We start from the raw sequence: 16416 nt of genomic DNA, 5'->3' as shown, positions 1-16416 counted from the left end.
TTTCCCATAGCGTCAAGCTAGTAAGAACCCTGAAAGATGATCAGGTTGATAGGTCAGAGGTGGAAGCGCGGTGACGTGTGGAGCTGACTGATACTAATCGTTCGAGGACTTAACCAAGTCATATGAAGGTGAACTCGATTTTACTAAAACTTCTTCTGCATTATCTAGTTTTGAGGGAATGAAAAAAAATGAAATTTCCTCTTGCAAAATATAAAAAAGACATTATAATAAAATAGTGTCGATTAAATAGTCTGGTAATAATGGCGAGAAGGTCACACCCGTTCCCATACCGAACACGGAAGTTAAGCTTCTCAGCGCCGATGGTAGTTGGGGCACGCGCCCCTGTGAGAGTAGGACGTTGCCAGGCTGTATTATTATTATTCCGCAGTAGCTCAGTGGTAGAGCTATCGGCTGTTAACCGATCGGTCGTAGGTTCGAGTCCTACCTGCGGAGCCATTTTAATGGAGAGCTGTCCGAGTGGCCGAAGGAGCACGATTGGAAATCGTGTAGGCGGGTAACCCTGTCTCAAGGGTTCAAATCCCTTGCTCTCCGCCATTAATCTTTTAAAATGGCCCCTTGGTCAAGCGGTTAAGACACCGCCCTTTCACGGCGGTAACACGGGTTCGAATCCCGTAGGGGTCACCAAAGTTTTTTCTTGATTGAGAAATAACATTCATAAATATGGAGGATTAGCTCAGCTGGGAGAGCATCTGCCTTACAAGCAGAGGGTCGGCGGTTCGATCCCGTCATCCTCCACCATATTATCTAAATAATATTATCGCGGGGTGGAGCAGTCCGGTAGCTCGTCGGGCTCATAACCCGAAGGTCGCAGGTTCAAATCCTGTCCCCGCAATACGGTCTGGTAGTTCAGTTGGTTAGAATGCCTGCCTGTCACGCAGGAGGTCGCGGGTTCGAGTCCCGTCCAGACCGCCATTTAAATGGAAATGGCAAAAAGTATAATTGTGGCTCAGTAGCTCAGTCGGTAGAGCAAAGGACTGAAAATCCTTGTGTCGGCGGTTCGATTCCGTCCTGAGCCACCATTTATTATCAAATGTTTAAATGTGGAGGGGTAGCGAAGTGGCTAAACGCGGCGGACTGTAAATCCGCTCCCTCAGGGTTCGGCGGTTCGAATCCGTCCCCCTCCACCAAAGTTTTTTCGCCTTAGCGAAAATAACTATCAATAACATAGGGGTATAGTTTAAAGGTAGAACGAAGGTCTCCAAAACCTTTGGTGTGGGTTCGATTCCTACTACCCCTGCCAATCACTTTTATAGTGGCGGCTGTGGCGAAGTGGTTAACGCATCGGATTGTGGTTCCGACATTCGAGGGTTCGATTCCCTTCAGCCGCCCCATAAATTTTTATTGTATGATTTATCTTTTTGAAGTATCATTGGGCTATAGCCAAGCGGTAAGGCAACGGACTTTGACTCCGTCATGCGTTGGTTCGAATCCAGCTAGCCCAGCCAATTTGCGGAAGTAGTTCAGTGGTAGAACACCACCTTGCCAAGGTGGGGGTCGCGGGTTCGAATCCCGTCTTCCGCTCCAATTTTATGGCGGCATAGCCAAGTGGTAAGGCAGAGGTCTGCAAAACCTTTACCACCGGTTCGAATCCGGTTGCCGCCTCCATGAAACTTATGTTGAGAATGGATAAGAACAGGTTATTTTATTTTGCCGGGGTGGCGGAACTGGCAGACGCACAGGACTTAAAATCCTGCGGTAGGTGACTACCGTACCGGTTCGATTCCGGTCCTCGGCATTATCATCAAAAAAATATTGTCACGCCGGTGTGGCGGAATTGGCAGACGCGCACGACTCAAAATCGTGTTCCTCTGGAGTGTCGGTTCGACCCCGACCACCGGTATCACAAAAACGTTTCTCATTTTGAATGAGAAACGTTTTTATTTTATCCTATTGTTATGTAAATAATTAATATAAACTATCCTAAATTCATTAATTATAAGAGAAGATCATAATGCCCGTCAGACCCGAAAAAAAGCTGTCACGGTAAATAAGAGGGCTTCATAATGCCCGTCACCCCCCAAAAATAGTCCTGATGGTTAATAAGAGCGGAGCTGCATGCTATACTCAAAAGTGGTTGACAATTTTTAAGGACTCATTTATATTCATGTTAAGTTAAAATGTGACGGAGATACGGAGACTCACACAATGTCCTATTATAGGGGTAATTGGGTGAGTCTTTTTTTCTATTACAATAACATGCGTATAGGAGTGGTACAAATGAGTCGGCATTTATCATTCACCTATCAAACAGAAGATGGCGTTGAAATATTTGCTACAAAATGGGCTGCAGAAAATGAAATTAGACCAAAAGCCATTGTTCAAATTGCTCATGGAATGGCAGAACATATTGAGCGGTATGATGCTTTTGCAAAAGAGTTAATTTCCCAGGATTTGGTTGTTTTTGGCAATGATCATCGAGGGCATGGCGAAACTGCGAAGTTAAATAATAGCAGCTGTTATTTTGCAGACACACAGGGTTTTGAAAAAGTGATGCAAGATATGCATATGCTTACAATAATTGCTGAAAAGGAATATCCTGGTGTCCCGGTAATATTATTTGGACATAGTATGGGCTCTTTTTTATCAAGACGCAATATACAGTTGTTTGGAAATAAGCTTGCAGGTGTTATTTTATCTGGTACTGGTGGTGACCCTGGAATCATGAGGAAAATCGGCCAGCTGATAGCTTCAAGAGAAATGAAGAAGAAGGGGGCGCGAACACCAAGCCCACTTTTAAATAACTTGACCTTTGGAAGTTACAATAAAAGTTTTAAACCAAACCGGACAGAATTTGATTGGTTGAGTCGAGAAGAAAGGGAAGTAGATAAGTATATTGATGATCCAATGTGTGGGGGGATTTTCACTGCCGGATTTTTCAATGATCTGCTAGAAGGAATTGCTATCATTAATAAACCTCAAAATCTAGCGATGATTCCAGTAAACCTGCCTATCTTATTAATTTCAGGAAGCAAGGATCCGGTGGGAAGTAACTCAAAAGGTGTTATAAAAACATACGAGGCTTATAAAAAGGTTGGAATTAAAGAGGTTAACTATAAGCTTTATGAGAATGCACGCCATGAATTGTTAAATGAAACTAATAAGGAAGAAGTAAAAGCAGACGTTATTAGGTGGATAAATGAGCATATTTAAATATAGGAAATATACATCAATTTTTTTAAGTAAGGGTAAGACTTTAAGACTATTTCATACCCATTTTGTTTTAATTAGAGGTTTCATTTCCCGAGGGTGCCCATTTTTAAGCAGAAAAGGTTTTGCTCTGTTCTACAATTTCCACGATTAAAAATATATTGACTTTTGAATTTCAAATATTTAATATAATATTTAGAAATTGAAGACTTTTTAAACTTTCAAAAAATAATGCTTTATAAAAAAAGCATTGACTTTTATTCATAACATAAATACTATGATATCTATAGTAATTACTTACAAATTAAAAACTGAATACTCAAATAGAGGAGCGTTAAAAGGGTAGTCCTTTAAAGGATGAAGGTTTTTATCGCCGATAGTTTGATTCCAGGGTGAAGATTTTATCCCGCTGGTTGGATCAAGCTAGGGGAATGGGAGCAGGATCCCATTCACTGTCATATGTTATGTATGGAGAGCTATTTATTTCGTCTAGGTTTTGCCTAGATTAGAAATATAGCCTCCTTTTTTTGTGGAGTTGTTGGTTCCTTAATCAACTTATTAGGTAGTCTTCCTATCTTCAATTTCATCCTAAGATCCCAGATGCAAGAAAGCAATTAGATATATGATTTTGAAGGGAGCGATACAGAACATGCAAACACTAGATACAGTAATCGTGACAGGCTATGCCAAAGCTCCTCAGGGAACTTCCATGTATGAAATGTTTAAGCACGCAGGAATCGTACTAGAAGTGGACCCAAAAGAGCATAAGATTGTGGGAGCAGAATTCACATTCGTAACAGAATTGACAAAAAAACATTTTCAAAAACTGCTGATAGGCTATTGCCTCGAGAGTGGAATTGAGTACTTGATTGAACGAATTCAAAAATTTTATTTTGCTCCATCCCAGCAAGCGATCATTGTGGCCCTCCAGGCTGCAGTTCAACGTTACTGGGATAATGTGAAGCAAAAGAATACATAACGTTTGGTTATAATAAAGTGGGGAGACAACCTCTCTCCATGGTCTTATTAAAACCGGGCAGGTATAGACACTTTGTAAGGATGTTTTCTTTTTAGATGACAGTCTTTATTGGGGATCTATGTCTTGTCCGGTTTTTTTCTATATCCGAACTGTTAATCCATAAAAATTAATAGAGGGGATGGAAAAAGGGGATGAGAAAGTTAATTTCATGTGAAGAAGCCGTAAAAAAGATTAAAAGCAGCTCAAGAATTATGGTAGGAGGATTTGGGCTAGTAGGATGTCCGCTTAGTTTAGTAGATGCTTTGGTAGATTCACAAATAAAAGATTTAGAGATTATAAGTAATAACCTTGGAGAGCCAGGCAAAGGTCTAGGCGTTTTAGTAAGGCAAAAACGAGTAAAAAAAGCAATAGGTTCTTATTTTACCTCCAACCCTGAGGTGGTTAAAGCTTTTCAGGATAAAGAATTGGAAGTCGAGCTTGTTCCACAGGGAACAATGTCAGAAGCCATTCGGGCAGGCGGTGCCGGATTGGGTGGTTTTTATACGCCGGTAAGTGTCGGAACGAAAATCGCAGAAAACAAAGAAGAACGCATCCTTAATGGAAAAAAATATGTGTTTCAGGAACCGATTAAAGCCGATTTTGCCTTAATAAAAGCAAAAAAAGCAGATACATTAGGGAACCTCATCTATAACAAATCGGCCAGAAACTTTAATCCAATGATGGCAACAGCTGCAGATATCGTCATTGCAGAAGTAGATGAAATTGTTGAGACAGGTCAAATTTCTCCTGAAGAAATCGTGACCCCTCATTTATACGTTGATTTTATCGTCTTGTCGGGAGGAAACTAGTATGAATGTGAAACATTATATTGCTGAAAGAGCGGCAAAGGAACTAAAGGATGGGGATATTGTTAATTTAGGTATTGGGATTCCTACGCTCGTAGCTGACCATATTCCAGAAAATATCCAAGTTTTTCTACATTCAGAGAATGGAATTCTTGGAGTAGGTCCGACTCCAGAACAGGAGCATATTGATAAAGATTTAGTTAATGCTGGTAAACTTCCTGTCACGGTGGTAGAAGGGTCGTCCTTTTTTGATAGCGCTTCCTCCTTTGCCATGATTCGTGGAGGCCATGTGACTGTCTCGATTCTTGGTGTGCTCCAAATCGATGAAAAGGGACGAATTGCCAACTGGGCTGTACCAGGAAAAAGTGTTCTTGGTGTAGGTGGTGCGATGGATTTATTGGAAGGATCCAAAAAAGTGATCGTGACAACCATGCACACGACGGATAAGGGAGAGTCAAAAATCGTTAAGGAATTAACCTATCCAATCACATCAGAACGAACAGTGAATTTAATTATTACCGATTTAGCGGTTTTCTCAGTAAAGCAGGATGGGCTGCATCTGATTGAGCTGGCGCCCGGAATTTCTCTCAAGGAAGTACAAGAAAAAACTGACGCCCCTTTTCATATTGCTGACTCAATTATTAATGGCACCGAGGTGACAGTGTAATGGTTGTAATCGTCAACGCATTTAGAACCGCCTTAGGAAAGTTCGGCGGTTCACTGGCCGACACGCTCCCAGAAGAGCTCGTATGTACGATTATGAAAAATAATCTTTCTGCCTCCGGTTACAGAGCAAATATCGTCGATGAAATAATAGTTGGCCAAACAAAGCAAAGCGCCCATGCTCCAAATATTGCCCGCGTTGCAGCCTTAAAGGCACGTTTCCCGGAAACAATTCCCGCTTATACAGTCCATCGCCAGTGCGGTTCGGGTATGCAGGCGGTCATGAACGGAGCAATGTCCATTTTATCGGGGCAGGCGGAGGTTGTTTTGGCAGGAGGCGTAGAGAGCATGTCTCAGGCTCCACATTATACGGTGGGAACAAGATTTGGTCTTAAGATGGGTAATGTGATGCTTTACGACTCGAATACGGAGAGTCAGCCGAAATCACAGCCTGGGGAAATATATGGCCATTTTACGATGGGGCAAACAGCTGAATGGCTGGCACAACAATACAATATAAGCCGGGAGGAACAGGACGAATTTGCCTTTAGAAGCCAGCAGAATGCAAAGCGGGCAATTGAGCTGGGGCTGTTTGAAGAAGAAATAATTCCAATTCCGGTCAAAGAGGGAAAAACAGGAGCAAGGCATTTTGCAATAGATGAGCACCCAAGATTAACGGAGCTTGAAAAGTTAGCAACCCTTAGTCCTGTTTTCCAAAAAGATGGAACCGTAACAGCAGGAAACTCTTCCGGCAGAAATGATGGTGCCTCGATGCTGCTATTGATGTCTGAGGAAAAAGCAAAACAGCTTGGAGTCAATCCGCTGGCCAGGATTCGTTCCTTTGCCGCAACAGGCGTATCACCAAAGGAAATGGGCATCGGTCCGGTTCCTGCCTCTGAAATCGCCTTGAAAAAAGCAGGGCTGCGTTTACAGGATATCGACTTAATAGAATTAAATGAAGCGTTTGCCGCCCAAAGTCTCGCTTGCTTAAAAGAATGGGGGATTAAGGGAGATAACGTGAATGTAAACGGAGGTGCGATTGCTTTAGGTCATCCGCTCGGTTGCTCCGGTGCAAGGATTGTCACGACATTATGTCATGAACTTGAAAAACAAAAACGTCAATATGGTCTGGCGACAATTTGTGTAGCAGGGGGATTAGGAATGGCAATGGTGGTGGAAAGATGGACAGAGTAAAACAAGATTATGTATTTCACCGTGATTTTAAAAAGGAATACCCAATCATTACCCACGGTGAAGGAGTCTATCTCTTTGATGATACTGGAAAAAAATATTTGGATGCTTGTTCTGGAGCAGTTGCTGCCAACCTCGGCCATGGGATTACATCAATAGGTGACGCGATGGCAGAGCAGGCCAAAAAAGCAGCATTTGTACATACGCTGCGTTTTGAAACCAAAGCTTTACATGAACTGGCTGAAAAGATTGGAAAAATGGCTCCAGGTTATTTAAATAAAGTTTATTTTACCACCGGAGGATCTGAGGCAAATGAAAGTGCCATGAAATTGGCGAGACAATATCACCGGGATGCCGGAAGACCCCAAAAACACATTGTCATCGGACGCTGGCAATCTTATCACGGTAACACGATGGGTTCATTATCAGCGGGCGGTGACGTAAAAAGAAGGCACACATACACTCCAAATCTTTTAAACTATGCCCATGTTTACTCTCCGTACTGCCATCGATGTCCGTACGGACGTCAACAAAATGATTGTCTTGCAAAACAAAACTGGACATGTGTAATGGATATTGAAAGGACTATTTTAGAGTTGGGCCCTGAGAACGTGTCGGCTTTTATCGCCGAACCGATAGTAGGGAGCCAGCAAGGAGCTGTGTCGCCACCGCCGGGTTATTTTGAGAAAATCCGTGAGCTTTGTGACCGATACCAAATTGTCTTAATCGTCGATGAAGTGATGACAGGCTTTGGGCGGACCGGAACCCATTTCGCGACAGAACAGCTAGGAATCGAGCCTGATATTATCACATTTGGAAAGGGAGTATCAGCTGGTTATGCTCCACTTGCTGGCATGATTGTTCATGATCGGTTAATTGATGGGCTGATTCAAAATAGCGACGGGAAATTTATTCACGGCTATACCTATAGTGGTCATCCTGTTGCAGTTGCAGCCGGTCTCGCTGCCTTAGAAGTCTATGAACGTGATAATGTATTGGAAAATGTGAACGAGCAAGGGAATTATCTTGTCGGGCGCCTTTTGGAAATGAAGCAAAAACATACTTGTATATCCGACGTCCGGGGCCGAGGACTTTTAATTGGAATCGAGCTTGTGAAGGACTGTGAACAGGATCTTTTATTTAAACCATTTGAGAAAGCAGCTGAAACAATCAATAGTATAGCGATGGAACTTGGTGCGGTTTTTTATCCGGGGACAGGTTCAATTGATAGCATAAATGGGGAGCATCTGATTATTAGTCCCCCACTAAATGTTAAGAAAACAGATATAGATGAAATTGTGAGAATACTAGATGAATCATTATCGATATTCAAAAGCCAATTACGAAAGGATGAGACAGTTGAAATTGCAAAGTAAAACGAATGAAATTCAAGAAAAAGCACGTAAACATTTATCTCCGGTTATGACTAGAGTGACAGAGCTTGTTATCGATAAGGCACATGGCGCTAAATTTTGGACAACAGATGGTGAAGAATATATCGATTTCGTATCAGGTGTTGCTGTTAATGCAGTCGGGCATACGAACAAGAAAATGGTTGATGCGATTAAAAAGCAAGCAGACAACTTGATCCATCTTGGCTTGAACTACGGTTATTATGAAACTGCAGCAAATCTGGCGGAAAAGCTTGCACAAATAACTCCAGGAAATCTGGATACGGTTTTTTTCTCCAATTCAGGTGCTGAAGCAATCGATGGGGCACTTAAATTAGCAAAAGCTTCCACAGGCAGACCAGCAATTATTGCTTTTGAAGGATCTTTTCATGGCCGTACATTAGGTGCAACAGCCATTACAGCATCAAGCGCTAAATACCGCCGTTATTATGAACCAATTTTAGGTGAGGTGTACCATATCCCATATCCTTACCCAGGCCAGCTGAAAAATATTAATAAAGAAGAAACAGAAGAGTATTGCTTGAACCAGCTGCAAAAATTATTTGATTTACGAGTCGATCCAACGCGCGTGGCAGCGATTATTATTGAACCGGTAATGGGCGAAGGCGGCTATTATCCAGCACCGCCAAGCTTTTTGAAGGAGTTAAGAAGGATTACAGAAGAGCATGGAATTTTGCTGATTTTTGACGAAGTACAGACAGGTTTTGGCCGTACTGGCAAAATGTTCGCAGCAGAGCATGCCAATGTTACTCCTGATATTTTAGTCTTGGCAAAAGCCCTTTCAGGGGGAATGCCTCTCGGAGCAATTGTGGCGAATCGTGAACTCCATGAAAAATGGCCAACAGCAGGACATGGTTCAACATTTGGCGGAAATCCGATTTCTTGTGCGGCAGCCTTAGCAAACATAGAGATCATTGAAGAAGAAAAGTTAGTGGAAAGAAGCGCTGACCTTGGGGCAGAGATTGTAGACCGGCTTCAAAAATCGATTGGTCATTTACCAGGTATTGTAGAAGTTCGAGGAATAGGCTTGATGATCGGCATTGAATTCGATCAGCAGTCTGCAGCAACATTAGTACCTCAAATTAAAGCGAAAGCATTAGAAAATGGATTGCTCATCATGAATTGCGGTGTAAGCGGTCAAACCATCAGGTTAATGCTTCCGCTTAACATTCAAAAAGATGTGCTCGACAAAGGATTGATCATTTTAGAGGAGGCTGTGTCAGAAACCATCCTAGGAAGCTAGATGTCATTTCTCTATGCAGTAATTCAGAAAAGGAGGTCACGATTATGTCAAATCAAATCAACACAGAGATCCTAAAGGGAGATCTTTATATAAATGGGAAATGGGTAAATGAACCAGACCAATCCTACTTTGAAAGTTTAAATCCCGCTACTGGGGAGCTTGTCGGTGTTTGTGCCGCAGCTTCAACTGATCAAGTCGACAAGGCAGTAGCAGCGGCAGAAAAAGCCTATTCAAGCTGGAAGAACACTCCAATTCCGGAAAGGGCATCTTATCTGTCAAAAGCAGCCCAATTGTTTGAAGTACGGAAGGAAAAACTGGCTCGTGTTATGACTATGGAAATGGGCAAGGTCCTAACCGAGTCATTAGGAGAAGTTGGAGTGGTCAGTGCGACCGCTCAATATATGGCAGGGGAAGGCCGGCGCCTTTTTGGAGAAACGGTTCCGGCAGGTTTCTCGGGGCGGAACGTGAGAATGGTGCGTGAGCCGCTTGGAGTGGCAGTATGTATTACCCCATGGAATTTCCCAGTTTCACTCGCTTCCTACAAAATATTTTCAGCTTTGATTGCTGGTAATACGGTTGTTTGGAAACCAGCATCAGAGGTGGCTTTGTCAGCAAAAATCTTTGTCGAAATATTAGCTGAAACCGGATTGCCTGAAGGAGTAGTGAACTTGATTACCGGTTCTGGAAATAAGGTTGGACGAAGACTTGCTGAGCATCAGGCTGTCAAAGTTATTTCTTTTACCGGCTCAACTGATGTCGGGCAGCAGCTGGCAGAAATGAGCAGCAAAACGTTAAAACGCATTTCCTTGGAATTGGGCGGGAAAAATGCAGTTATCGTCCTAAAGGATGCGGACCTTGACAAAGCGGCAGATGGAATTGTCAAATCAGCATTTACAACAACTGGTCAGCGCTGTACAGCAGCAAGCCGGGTTATTGTTGAACGTCCCGTAAAAGAGCAGCTTGTAGAAAAAATTGTACAATTAACAAAATCTATGAAAATAGGAAATGGTCTTGAAGAAGGCAGCCAGGTTGGGCCTCTTGTAAATGAAGATCAGCTTCATACAGTTGAGAGGTATGTACAAAAAGCGATTGAAGAAGGCGGAAAAATTGTATCAGGCGGACAGCGCGTGATTGAATTGGGCGGCTTTTACTATGAGCCGACGATTATTGAAAACGTCCGGCCGAATGACTCCATTGCACAGGAAGAAATATTTGGGCCTGTCCTTGCCATCATTGAAGTAGATTCATATGAGGAAGCAATGGAGGTAAATAACGGCACGATTTATGGATTGTCTACTTCCATCTATACCAATAGTCTTCATTATGCGAATCGGGGTGCATCGGAAGCGGTAAGCGGACTTGTCTATATTAATAATGGAACCTCTAATGCAGAAATGGGGGTTGCATTTGGAGGCATGAAAATGTCTGGTAACGGACACCGTGAAGTCTCTCATCATGCATTCGATGTCATGACAGAGTGGAAGTCTATTTATACAAACTATTAATCGATTCATGTCTTTAAAAAGGTGGGAGATTATGAGAAAACATCGTATTGGCATTGCCTTCTTCTACCATGAATCCCATAGTTTCAGTTCAATGAAAACCGAAATGGAACAGTTTCGAAATGAAGGTTATTTTATAGGGGATGAAATTTATGATGCCTATAGTGGAACGAAGACTGAAGTTGGCGGGTTTTTGGATGTTTTGAGGCAGGCAGAGAATGTTGAAATCGTGCCGCTGCTTTGTGCGGCCGCAGTTCCATCTGGTGTTGTAACGACAGAAACGTACTCCTTTATTGAAGAGCAAATGCTGGAGTCGCTCATGAATGCAGGAAGGCTGGATGGATTATTGCTGGCACTCCATGGAGCGATGGTTGTGGAGCACCTGTTTGATCCGGAAGAGCATTTACTGGGAAAAATCCGCGGCATTCTTGGATCAGATGTTCCAATAGCTACAACTCTTGATATGCACGCCAATTTGAGCGAAAAGATGATTGAATATACACCGCTTCATTTTGGATTTAAAACATATCCGCATGTTGATATGTATGAACAAGGCCTTCAGGCAGCAAACGCTTTATTAAAACAATTAAAGAATGGTGTTAAATACTACGCTGCGTTTGAAAAATTGCCGATGATGCCCCCCTCTATCAATATGAGAACAGCAGAAGGTCCAATGTACAAAATGATCGAATGGGCAAAACAAGTGGAAGAAGAAGAAGAAGTATACAATGTTTCCATCTTTGGAGGGTTCCCTTATTCTGATATTCCCATGGCAGGAGCTAGTGTACTGGTTGTTGCGCTCAATCCACAAAAAGGCAAAGAAACAGTTCAAAAACTAGCTTCCTTGTTTTGGAGTGTAAGAGAAGAGTTCATCATGGATCTTCCTAATGTAAAACAAGGGCTGGATATGGCGCTGTCGATTGAAGATGACAAACCGATAGTGTTGGCTGACATCTCGGATAATCCTTTAAGCTGCGGAAGCGGGGATACAACAGAATTGCTTAGGGAAGTCGTGAACTTGAACCTCGCTGAAACGCTGTTTGGAGGACTTTATGATCCGGAATCGATTGAGGCATGTCGGAAGGCGGGAGTCGGAAATAAGGTATCGTTGTTACTTGGCGGCAAGGTATCTTCTGAATTCGGAGAACCTGTCCAAGTTGAGGCAACAATCATTGCCTTATCAGACGGTGTATTTTATAATTCAGGGCCGTTTAATCAGAATCTTAAGGTCGATTTAAAGGGAGCGGCACACATTCGTGTTGGTAAGATGGATATTCTCCTCATTGGAAGGCCGATGTCAGCGAATGATCCGGAAATGTTCCGTCATATTGGACTTGAGCCCTCAACAAAGAGAATTCTCTGTCTTAAGGCTAAAAATCATTTCCGGGCTGCATTTGAGACGATTGTAGGACACATCATTTATGTAGATGCACCAGGTGTTGCTTCCAACCGTTTAACAACATTTACGTATCAACACATCCCAAGGCCGATCTGGCCATTGGATGATATCAAATATGAGGTGGAACTAAGGAGGAAAGAAACATGGAAACATTAAAAAAATCCTATTATGTCGAAGTTCCGACTTCACTAAACCCGGAACAGTTACACATAATGATGGACCTCGAGAAAGATGCATTTCCGGGAATGGGAGCAGTTGATGAACAAACCCTGATTCCTTTAGTCAGATACGGGAAACTAATTCAATATCGACAACAAAATGATGCAAGACCGATCGCCATTTGCGAGATGATGAGAGATTACAATGATATTCATAAAGCCTATATATTCGGCTTTTATGTTCGTTCCGACCAGCAGGGGAAAGGAATTGGAAAGTTATTCTTAGAGGAAATTTATCCTATTTTAAAGCAGGACGGTTTTCATAAAGTGTGCTTAACAGTCAACACCCAAAATAAGGCAGCTGTTAAATTATATGAAAAAATGGGATTTGCCATTAAAGGAACGAGATTCGATGAGTTTGGCGAAGGGGAAAACCGCTATTATATGGAGTACATCATTTCTTAAATAGTTAGAATCAAGGGAGAAATTTTTCTAAAAAATTGGTTATTAAAAAAACGAATTCCAGGAGGGGAAAAGATGAGAAACACTTTATTTAAACCAAAAAGACATTGGAAAGAAATCGAGCTTTGGAAAGATGTAACTGACGAGCAATGGAATGACTGGGTATGGCAATTGACAAACACCATTAAAACTCTTGAAGACTTAAAGAAAGTAATCAATTTAACACCACTAGAAGAAGAAGGAGTTAAAATTGCTACCAAAACCATTCCATTAAACATTACGCCATATTATGCATCGCTGATGGACCAAGATGATCCAAGATGTCCGATTCGTATGCAGTCTGTTCCAATCTCTCAGGAATTGTATAAAACAAGATATGACTTGGAGGATCCGCTCCATGAAGATGAGGATTCACCGGTACCTGGGCTAACGCATCGTTATCCGGACCGTGTATTGTTCCTGGTAACAAACCAGTGCTCGATGTACTGCCGTTACTGCACAAGAAGACGTTTCTCAGGTCAAATTGGAATGGGTGTACCTAAGAAACAGTTAGACAATGCCATTAATTATATTGCTTCCACTCCGCAAATCCGTGATGTGCTAATTTCGGGAGGAGACGGACTCCTTATCAATGACAATATTTTAGAGTATATTTTAAAGAATTTACGTGAAATTCCACATGTGGAAATTATTCGAATCGGTACAAGAGCACCGGTTGTATTCCCACAGCGTATTACTGAAAATCTTTGCAATATCTTGAAAAAGTATCATCCAGTATGGCTGAATACGCATTTCAATACATCGATGGAAATTACGGAAGATTCGAAGCGAGCATGTGAAATGCTTTCAAATGCGGGCGTACCACTAGGCAACCAAGCAGTTATTCTTGCAGGCATTAACGACAGCGTTCCAATCATGAAACAGCTTATGCATGACCTCGTTAAAATTCGCGTGCGTCCATATTACATTTACCAGTGTGATTTATCAGAAGGGATCGGCCATTTCCGTGCACCAATCAGCAAAGGATTGGAAATCATGGAAGGGCTTCGAGGTCACACTTCGGGTTATGCCGTTCCAACCTTCATTGTTGATGCTCCTGGAGGAGGTGGCAAAATTCCATTGCAGCCGAACTATATCATTTCTCAAAGTTCCAATAAAGTAGTTTTGCGTAACTTTGAAGGTGTCATTACATCTTATCCCGAACCTGAAAATTACCATCCAGGAAGTGCAGAGGATTATTATAAAAAGATTTATCCTGAAGTATTTGAAAATTTCGAAAGTAATGGTGTACTGTCCATTATTGATGATACGAAATTTAACCTAATTCCAGAAGGTTTAAAACGATTGGACCGCCGTAAAACGTATAAGGAAAATCCAGAACATAGCTCTTTAAAGGATAAACGAGAGAAACGTGATGAATTGAAAGAGAAAAAATTCCATGCCCAAATGAGCAAATATGAGACTGTGGGAGCAAGGGAGGAATAATGTTGAATTGTCAATGGTGCGGATCTGACACAGCAGTTGAAACGGGCAACACAGTGTATTGGGAACTACCGGACGGTACGAAAACAATTGAAATTCAGGACACACCAGCCTTCCATTGCTCAGAATGTGGTATTACCTACCAAACTGATGAAACGGTACAGAAAATTGAAGATCAGCTATTTTTAATCGATACTTCAAAGCTTGAAAAAAGTTTGGCATTTGACACACTTATGGCTGCTCCACGCTTATTAAAGCGAAACTACTTTGATTTTTCTAAATAGTAATCCATCTTATGGCAGATAGAAAAAAACATCAATAATATCGGATAATTTATCTCCCTCTTTCTAAGGGGGGATAAATTATCCATTGCCATTTCGTTAATATCCTAATTGTGAAGGTGGAAAAAGGATGGAAGCCATTAAAATTGAAGAAAAGAGTCAGAATAATCAGGAAACTAATGATGGAATTAAACGCAATTTAAAGGCACGTCACATGACAATGATTGCGATTGGGGGATCAATTGGTACGGGGCTGTTTTTAGCGACAGGTGCGTCCATTCAAACAGCTGGACCCGGTGGTGCGATGATTGCATATGGCGCGATTGGAATCATGGTCTATTTTTTGATGACAAGCCTCGGTGAAATGGCTACCTTTATACCGGTTTCCGGATCATTTGCCACATATGCCAGCCGTTTTGTTGACCCAGCATTAGGATTTGCGCTCGGTTGGAATTATTGGTTCAACTGGGCTGTTACCCTGGCAGTTGAAATCGTTGCTTCGGCCATCATTATGAAATTCTGGCTTCCGGATGTGCCAAGCATCGTTTGGAGTGCCCTGTTTTTAGGACTAATCTTTTTATTGAATGCTTTGTCGGTTAAAAGTTACGGAGAATCTGAGTATTGGTTCGCTTTAATAAAAGTTATTACTATCATTGTTTTTATAGGCGTTGGTGTGCTCACCATCTTTGGGATTTTCGGAGGTGAGTATATCGGGTTTAAAAACTTTACATTGGGAGATGCTCCGGTAAGCGGAGGCTTTATGTCTGTGTTAAGTATTTTTTTCATAGCTGGTTTTTCCTTCCAAGGGACTGAACTGGTAGGGATTGCAGCAGGGGAAAGTGAAAATCCCAAGAAAAACATACCGAAAGCAATCCGGCAAGTATTTTGGCGAATTCTTCTATTTTATATTGGAGCGATTGCAGTCATTGGGCTAGTAATCCCATATACTAGTCCTGAACTGTTAGGCGGGGATGTTGACAAAATTGCGGTAAGCCCATTTACCCTCGTTTTCGAAAAAGCAGGAATTGCCTTTACAGCCTCTGTCATGAATGCAGTTATCTTAACGTCTGTTTTGTCATGCGGAACGTCGGGGCTATATGCTTCAACTCGAATGCTATGGTCTATGGCAAAGGACGGACAGGCTCCGAAATTTTTGCAAAAAGTAAATAATCGGGGGATTCCAATAAATGCGCTTGTTATGACAACGATTATTGGCGGACTTGCCTTTTTAACGTCCATTTTTGGGGATCAAGTGTATACATGGCTATTAAATGCATCAGGTTTAACCGGATTTATTGCCTGGGTAGGAATTGCTTTGAGCCACTACCGTTTTAGAAAGGCCTACATTGCCCAGGGAAGAGACCTGAATGAACTTAAATACAAGGCGAAATGGTTCCCTCTTGGCCCTATTCTTGCATTAGCAATGTGCATTATTATCATTCTTGGACAAAATTATCAAGCATTTATGACAGGTAACATTGATTGGTACGGAGCAGCCGTATCATATATTGGATTGCCCATTTTTTTAGTGATTTGGATCGGTTATAAAGTCATTCATAAAACAAAGGTTGTCCCGTTAAATAAATGTTCCTTTGAAGACCATCAAAAAAGTTAGTCATTATTCCAGCCTT

General features: G+C 41.9%; 13 protein-coding genes, 15 tRNA genes, 2 rRNA genes and 1 riboswitch. All 30 genes read left to right on the top strand.

The window, feature by feature from the left end:
* Positions 1 to 117 (top strand): 23S ribosomal RNA (locus LC455_RS19225); the annotation flags it as partial.
* A 133-nt stretch (positions 118 to 250) separates the two neighbouring features.
* A 5S ribosomal RNA gene (gene rrf, locus LC455_RS19220) occupies positions 251 to 367 on the top strand.
* Between the two features lie 14 nt (positions 368 to 381).
* A tRNA-Asn gene (locus LC455_RS19215) sits at positions 382 to 456 on the top strand.
* 7 nt (positions 457 to 463) lie between these two features.
* Positions 464 to 555 (top strand) — tRNA-Ser (locus LC455_RS19210).
* Between the two features lie 15 nt (positions 556 to 570).
* Positions 571 to 645: transfer RNA gene (locus LC455_RS19205), tRNA-Glu, on the top strand.
* A 38-nt stretch (positions 646 to 683) separates the two neighbouring features.
* Positions 684 to 759, top strand: a tRNA-Val gene (locus LC455_RS19200).
* Between the two features lie 20 nt (positions 760 to 779).
* Positions 780 to 853 (top strand) — tRNA-Met (locus LC455_RS19195).
* A gap of 3 nt (positions 854 to 856) precedes the next feature.
* Positions 857 to 933: transfer RNA gene (locus tag LC455_RS19190), tRNA-Asp, on the top strand.
* Between the two features lie 31 nt (positions 934 to 964).
* Positions 965 to 1040 (top strand) — tRNA-Phe (locus LC455_RS19185).
* A 23-nt stretch (positions 1041 to 1063) separates the two neighbouring features.
* Positions 1064 to 1148: transfer RNA gene (locus LC455_RS19180), tRNA-Tyr, on the top strand.
* A 39-nt stretch (positions 1149 to 1187) separates the two neighbouring features.
* Positions 1188 to 1261: transfer RNA gene (locus LC455_RS19175), tRNA-Trp, on the top strand.
* 15 nt (positions 1262 to 1276) lie between these two features.
* Positions 1277 to 1352, top strand: a tRNA-His gene (locus LC455_RS19170).
* Between the two features lie 39 nt (positions 1353 to 1391).
* Positions 1392 to 1466 (top strand) — tRNA-Gln (locus LC455_RS19165).
* A 4-nt stretch (positions 1467 to 1470) separates the two neighbouring features.
* Positions 1471 to 1545: transfer RNA gene (locus tag LC455_RS19160), tRNA-Gly, on the top strand.
* A gap of 7 nt (positions 1546 to 1552) precedes the next feature.
* Positions 1553 to 1626 (top strand) — tRNA-Cys (locus LC455_RS19155).
* A 44-nt stretch (positions 1627 to 1670) separates the two neighbouring features.
* Positions 1671 to 1756, top strand: a tRNA-Leu gene (locus tag LC455_RS19150).
* Between the two features lie 24 nt (positions 1757 to 1780).
* A tRNA-Leu gene (locus tag LC455_RS19145) sits at positions 1781 to 1861 on the top strand.
* Between the two features lie 377 nt (positions 1862 to 2238).
* The gene (locus LC455_RS19140) at positions 2239 to 3171 is read left to right on the top strand and encodes an alpha/beta hydrolase (protein ID WP_223593125.1); all 933 of its coding nucleotides are present in this window, start codon (positions 2239 to 2241) and stop codon (positions 3169 to 3171) included.
* A 313-nt stretch (positions 3172 to 3484) separates the two neighbouring features.
* Positions 3485 to 3655, top strand: a riboswitch (Lysine riboswitch).
* Positions 3656 to 3817: 162 nt separating this feature from the next.
* Positions 3818 to 4147, top strand: coding sequence for a DUF3870 domain-containing protein (locus LC455_RS19135; RefSeq protein WP_223593123.1), 330 nt, complete (start codon positions 3818 to 3820; stop codon positions 4145 to 4147).
* Positions 4148 to 4338: 191 nt separating this feature from the next.
* Entirely contained in the window at positions 4339 to 4995 is a 657-nt protein-coding gene (locus tag LC455_RS19130) for a CoA transferase subunit A (RefSeq protein ID WP_223593122.1), read from the top strand.
* A 1-nt stretch (position 4996) separates the two neighbouring features.
* Entirely contained in the window at positions 4997 to 5659 is a 663-nt protein-coding gene (locus LC455_RS19125) for a 3-oxoacid CoA-transferase subunit B (RefSeq protein WP_223593121.1), read from the top strand.
* Complete coding sequence (locus LC455_RS19120; RefSeq protein WP_223593120.1) at positions 5659 to 6849, top strand: thiolase family protein; 1191 nt, start codon at positions 5659 to 5661, stop codon at positions 6847 to 6849. Before LC455_RS19125 ends, LC455_RS19120 begins: the two co-directional genes overlap by 1 nt.
* On the top strand, positions 6837 to 8222 hold the full coding sequence (locus tag LC455_RS19115; protein WP_223593119.1) for an aminotransferase family protein: 1386 nt from the start codon (positions 6837 to 6839) through the stop codon (positions 8220 to 8222). The genes LC455_RS19120 and LC455_RS19115 overlap by 13 nt, the downstream gene beginning before the upstream one ends.
* Complete coding sequence (locus LC455_RS19110; RefSeq protein ID WP_223593118.1) at positions 8206 to 9501, top strand: aspartate aminotransferase family protein; 1296 nt, start codon at positions 8206 to 8208, stop codon at positions 9499 to 9501. Before LC455_RS19115 ends, LC455_RS19110 begins: the two co-directional genes overlap by 17 nt.
* Positions 9502 to 9545: 44 nt before the next feature.
* On the top strand, positions 9546 to 11006 hold the full coding sequence (locus LC455_RS19105; protein WP_223593117.1) for an aldehyde dehydrogenase family protein: 1461 nt from the start codon (positions 9546 to 9548) through the stop codon (positions 11004 to 11006).
* A gap of 31 nt (positions 11007 to 11037) precedes the next feature.
* On the top strand, positions 11038 to 12558 hold the full coding sequence (locus LC455_RS19100; RefSeq protein ID WP_223593116.1) for a M81 family metallopeptidase: 1521 nt from the start codon (positions 11038 to 11040) through the stop codon (positions 12556 to 12558).
* Positions 12546 to 13025: a GNAT family N-acetyltransferase gene (locus LC455_RS19095; protein ID WP_223593114.1), complete on the top strand. Its 480-nt coding sequence runs from the start codon at positions 12546 to 12548 to the stop codon at positions 13023 to 13025. The genes LC455_RS19100 and LC455_RS19095 overlap by 13 nt, the downstream gene beginning before the upstream one ends.
* Before the next feature lie 72 nt (positions 13026 to 13097).
* Entirely contained in the window at positions 13098 to 14507 is a 1410-nt protein-coding gene (gene ablA, locus LC455_RS19090; protein WP_223593113.1) for a lysine 2,3-aminomutase, read from the top strand.
* 2 nt (positions 14508 to 14509) lie between these two features.
* Positions 14510 to 14788, top strand: coding sequence for a YokU family protein (locus LC455_RS19085; RefSeq protein ID WP_223593153.1), 279 nt, complete (start codon positions 14510 to 14512; stop codon positions 14786 to 14788).
* 127 nt (positions 14789 to 14915) lie between these two features.
* Positions 14916 to 16400 carry an amino acid permease gene (locus LC455_RS19080; protein ID WP_223593111.1) on the top strand — a complete coding sequence of 495 codons (1485 nt, stop codon included), beginning with the start codon at positions 14916 to 14918 and terminating at the stop codon, positions 16398 to 16400.
* The last annotated feature ends 16 nt before the right edge of the window (positions 16401 to 16416 follow it).

This window comes from Neobacillus bataviensis (assembly GCF_019969725.1).
This window is presented reverse-complemented; position numbering and strand designations above follow the sequence as displayed.

What these genes read in the sequence shown, in the direction of transcription:
- LC455_RS19105 (WP_223593117.1), top strand. Translation starts at nt 9,546, where the DNA reads ATGTCAAATCAAATCAACACAGAGATCCTAAAGGGAGATCTTTATATA.
- LC455_RS19135 (WP_223593123.1), top strand. Translation starts at nt 3,818, where the DNA reads ATGCAAACACTAGATACAGTAATCGTGACAGGCTATGCCAAAGCTCCT.
- LC455_RS19115 (WP_223593119.1), top strand. Translation starts at nt 6,837, where the DNA reads ATGGACAGAGTAAAACAAGATTATGTATTTCACCGTGATTTTAAAAAG.
- LC455_RS19120 (WP_223593120.1), top strand. Translation starts at nt 5,659, where the DNA reads ATGGTTGTAATCGTCAACGCATTTAGAACCGCCTTAGGAAAGTTCGGC.
- LC455_RS19130 (WP_223593122.1), top strand. Translation starts at nt 4,339, where the DNA reads ATGAGAAAGTTAATTTCATGTGAAGAAGCCGTAAAAAAGATTAAAAGC.
- LC455_RS19080 (WP_223593111.1), top strand. Translation starts at nt 14,916, where the DNA reads ATGGAAGCCATTAAAATTGAAGAAAAGAGTCAGAATAATCAGGAAACT.
- LC455_RS19125 (WP_223593121.1), top strand. Translation starts at nt 4,997, where the DNA reads ATGAATGTGAAACATTATATTGCTGAAAGAGCGGCAAAGGAACTAAAG.
- LC455_RS19140 (WP_223593125.1), top strand. Translation starts at nt 2,239, where the DNA reads ATGAGTCGGCATTTATCATTCACCTATCAAACAGAAGATGGCGTTGAA.
- LC455_RS19100 (WP_223593116.1), top strand. Translation starts at nt 11,038, where the DNA reads ATGAGAAAACATCGTATTGGCATTGCCTTCTTCTACCATGAATCCCAT.
- LC455_RS19095 (WP_223593114.1), top strand. Translation starts at nt 12,546, where the DNA reads ATGGAAACATTAAAAAAATCCTATTATGTCGAAGTTCCGACTTCACTA.
- ablA (WP_223593113.1), top strand. Translation starts at nt 13,098, where the DNA reads ATGAGAAACACTTTATTTAAACCAAAAAGACATTGGAAAGAAATCGAG.